The following is a 1,011-nucleotide window of genomic DNA, read 5'->3' as shown; positions in this document are numbered from 1 at the left end:
TCGGGCAGATCTCATGGCCGCCACCGGGCACTTCTCATGTCCGCCAGCGGGCAGTTTCATGGCCGTCTCCGGGCAGTTTCTCGTGGCCGCTGTCAAGCGAGCTGTGGGGTCGGGCAGGGCCACCCGGGATTCAGTTTTCATCGCTGCCTGTGAAGACCCGCCGATCGGCCACCGTCGAGACTGTCTCGATCCATGCTCCTGAGGTGCGCACGGACTCCGAGCTGTAGGCCTCGATGCCGATCCCGCTCCACGTCACCTCCGATTCCCCCCACACCTCTGGCACAACGAGGTGTACCCGCGAATCAACGCCGTGTTTGACCGGCGATGACGGGACGCTCGATTGGATACTGCTGCTCACCTTCATTCCGAGGTTCCAGCCGGCAGGGTTGTGCTCGATAGCCACCTGATCCCTCACGGCGGTCAGCAGTCGCAAGGTGGCTGACCACTCGGCAGGGTCTAGGTCTAGGTCGAAGGGTCCGTCGCGCAGGAAGACCTGCTCGGCGGGCGGTCCGCAGAACGGACACTTGGACACGACCGGAGGCCTGACAGGTCCCCTCCCGATATGCGCTGGACCGCGCCCTAGCCACTACCGACCTGCGGGAGGTGTTGGCACGTGTCGCGGCCGCGCAATCACCGGCGTGTCGACGACCAGTTCTGCAGCCGGCTAGGAGAAGGCCCAGACGGCGAGGAACCCGAGAAGTCCGACAAGCAAGGACACTGCTCCCGCGAGCATCTGCCTCTTGCCCCAGCCATGACCGCTCCTGAGATCGTGGGTCGGGATGTGGGTTGGCTGCGCCTTCGTTGCCACTCGTTCGAGCACCCCGCGCGATCCGCCAACTCAAGGCCATGGGCTACCAGGTCACCCTCGACCGGGCGACCCGAAATGCCCTGACACGCAGCCCCACCCACTTGGGGTTGGCCCTGACCCCGGACGGTGGACACGGGGTTATGCGGCTTCTGCTTCTGCCGCGGTCTGGTTGGAGTGTTGCATCTCGAAGGCGACGGGGCTTA

Annotated in this window: 1 protein-coding gene; it reads right to left on the bottom strand. The window is 65.2% G+C overall.

The features are described 5' to 3' along the window. Positions 1–130: 130 nt before the first annotated feature. Positions 131–532 carry a hypothetical protein gene (locus BM204_RS22100; protein ID WP_091117779.1) on the bottom strand — a complete coding sequence of 134 codons (402 nt, stop codon included), beginning with the start codon at positions 530–532 and terminating at the stop codon, positions 131–133. Between the last annotated feature and the right edge of the window lie 479 nt (positions 533–1,011).

This window comes from Nocardioides psychrotolerans, assembly GCF_900113685.1.
GTDB classification, from domain to species: Bacteria; Actinomycetota; Actinomycetes; order Propionibacteriales; family Nocardioidaceae; genus Nocardioides; species Nocardioides psychrotolerans.
Note: the sequence above shows the minus strand (reverse complement) of the source record. Positions and strands in the feature narration are given on the sequence as shown.